Below are 2,835 nucleotides of genomic sequence, written 5' to 3' on the forward strand. Positions count from 1 at the left end.
TAAAATAAGCCTTATATCCAAGCATAAAACAAGGTTGTCTAGACTTCTTTTAACAGTAAAGTTATCATAAAACTGAATTTTATTTTTTAGGTAAGTTTATGCATTCTATCCGCATTCGTTAAGACACAACTATTTGCATAGTGACACTATTTTATAATGGTGGGCTTTTGTTGTGTCTTTAAGAATATATGCGGATATATAAAGTAAAAGTATGCTTAATTTATAAGTATGCTTTTAGTGCATAGTTTCCAGTTATAACTTAATTGACTAGCTATTTGTCCACCCTGTGGATGAATAGCTTTTTTTTTGGGAGGACACTGTGATGCTAGCTTTTGTTTTCACCTAAATCCTGTTTGCTGCATAAAAAATTTCAAGAGCTAAACAGGAGTAAATAAAAATGAGTTTAATTATTAAAGCGAGAAACATACGCTTGGATTATGCTGGGCGTGATGTTTTGGATATTGATGAATTGGAAATTCACTCTTATGACCGTATTGGTCTTGTGGGTGATAACGGAGCAGGAAAGAGTAGTTTACTCAAAGTACTTAATGGCGAAATTGTTTTAGCCGAAGCGACATTACAGCGTTTTGGTGATTTTGCACATATCAGCCAACTGGGCGGAATCGAAATAGAAACGGTCGAAGACCGGGCAATGTTATCTCGCCTTGGTGTTTCCAATGTACAAAACGACACAATGAGTGGCGGAGAGGAAACTCGTGCAAAAATTGCTGCCGCATTTTCCCAACAAGTACATGGCATTCTAGCGGATGAACCAACCAGCCACCTTGATCTCAATGGAATAGATCTACTTATTGGTCAACTTAAAGCATTTGATGGAGCATTACTTGTTATCAGTCATGACCGATATTTTCTTGATATGGTTGTAGACAAGATATGGGAGTTAAAAGACGGTAAAATTACGGAATATTGGGGTGGTTACTCGGATTACTTGCGTCAAAAAGAAGAAGAGCGACAACACCAAGCCGTAGAATATGAGCTGATGATGAAGGAACGGGAGCGATTAGAATCTGCTGTGCAAGAAAAACGCCAGCAAGCTAATCGATTAGACAATAAGAAAAAAGGAGAAAAATCCAAAAACTCTACCGAAAGTGCTGGACGACTTGGGCATGCAAAAATGACTGGCACCAAGCAAAGAAAACTGTATCAGGCAGCTAAGAGTATGGAAAAGCGTTTGGCTGCATTAGAAGATATTCAAGCACCAGAGCATTTGCGTTCTATTCGTTTTCGTCAAAGTTCAGCCCTAGAACTGCACAATAAGTTCCCGATTACGGCAGATGGTCTGAGCTTAAAATTTGGTAGCCGTACTATCTTTGATGACGCTAACTTTATAATACCGCTTGGCGCTAAAGTCGCTATAACTGGATCGAATGGAACAGGGAAAACGTCCTTGTTAAAAATGATATCAGAACGTGCTGATGGATTAACCATATCTCCAAAAGCTGAAATTGGCTACTTTACACAAACAGGATATAAATTTAACACGCATAAATCTGTGCTCTCCTTTATGCAGGAAGAGTGCGAGTACACAGTTGCGGAAATTCGTGCAGTATTGGCTTCAATGGGGATCGGAGCGAATGATATTCAAAAAAACTTATCCGACTTATCGGGAGGTGAAATCATCAAACTGCTTTTATCCAAAATGCTTTTAGGAAAATATAATATTTTGCTTATGGATGAACCAGGAAACTATCTTGACCTAAAAAGTATTGCCGCATTAGAAACAATGATGAAGTCCTATGCAGGAACTATTATCTTCGTATCTCATGACAAGCAATTGGTCGATAATATTGCTGACATTATCTACGAGATCAAAGACCACAAAATCATCAAGACTTTTGAGAGAGATTGTTAATGATAGCCAATCTAATCCGAACATTAATTATTGAACTCTTTAAAGGAAATTAAAAATGACAATTCAAGATATTCAATCACTTGCTGAAGCACACGGCTTGTTGCTTACGGACAAAATGAATTTCAATGAAATGGGCATTGATTTTAAGGTCGTTTTTGCTCTTGATACAAAGGGGCAACAATGGTTGCTGCGTATTCCTCGTCGTGATGGCATGAGGGAACAAATCAAGAAAGAAAAACGCATTTTAGAATTGGTAAAAAAACATCTTTCTGTAGAGGTTCCTGATTGGAGAATTTCATCTACAGAATTAGTGGCTTATCCCATACTTAAAGATAATCCTGTTTTAAATTTGGATGCTGAAACCTATGAAATAATTTGGAATATGGACAAAGATAGCCCGAAATACATAACATCTTTGGCAAAAACCTTATTTGAAATCCATAGTATTCCTGAAAAAGAAGTTCGGGAAAATGATTTGAAAATTATGAAACCTTCAGATTTAAGACCTGAAATAGCAAACAATTTGCAGTTAGTAAAATCTGAAATTGGTATAAGTGAGCAATTGGAAACCCGCTACAGAAAATGGTTGGATAATGATGTTCTATGGGCAGATTTCACCCAATTTATACATGGCGATTTATATGCTGGGCATGTACTAGCTTCAAAGGATGGAGCTGTTTCAGGCGTTATTGATTGGTCAACAGCCCATATAGATGACCCAGCGATTGATTTTGCTGGGCATGTAACTTTGTTTGGAGAAGAAAGCCTCAAAACTCTAATCATCGAGTATGAAAAACTAGGGGGTAAAGTTTGGAATAAACTATATGAACAGACTTTAGAAAGAGCAGCGGCCTCTCCTTTGATGTATGGTTTATTTGCCTTAGAAACTCAAAATGAAAGCCTTATCGTTGGAGCAAAAGCTCAGTTGGGAGTTATATAATTTAAAAATATGATTGCTGAGG

General features: G+C 37.2%; 2 protein-coding genes. Both read left to right on the top strand.

Annotated elements, in window-relative coordinates; genetic code table 11:
• Window positions 1-397 precede the first annotated feature (397 nt).
• Window positions 398-1,873 (top strand): ABC-F type ribosomal protection protein Msr(E), encoded by a 1,476-nt coding sequence (gene msr(E), locus PSF42_RS20580; RefSeq protein ID WP_000052512.1) that lies wholly within the window; start codon window positions 398-400, stop codon window positions 1,871-1,873.
• A 55-nt stretch (window positions 1,874-1,928) separates the two neighbouring features.
• Window positions 1,929-2,813, top strand: a complete 885-nt coding sequence (locus PSF42_RS20585) for an Mph(E) family macrolide 2'-phosphotransferase (RefSeq protein ID WP_000155092.1) — start codon at window positions 1,929-1,931, stop codon at window positions 2,811-2,813.
• Window positions 2,814-2,835 lie beyond the last annotated feature (22 nt).

Source organism: Providencia sp. PROV032 (assembly GCF_028484875.1).
Classification (GTDB): Bacteria; Pseudomonadota; Gammaproteobacteria; order Enterobacterales; family Enterobacteriaceae; genus Providencia; species Providencia rettgeri_E.

Excerpts from the sequence above, each read along its gene's own strand:
- PSF42_RS20585 (WP_000155092.1), top strand. The coding sequence starts at position 1,929 with ATGACAATTCAAGATATTCAATCACTTGCTGAAGCACACGGCTTGTTG.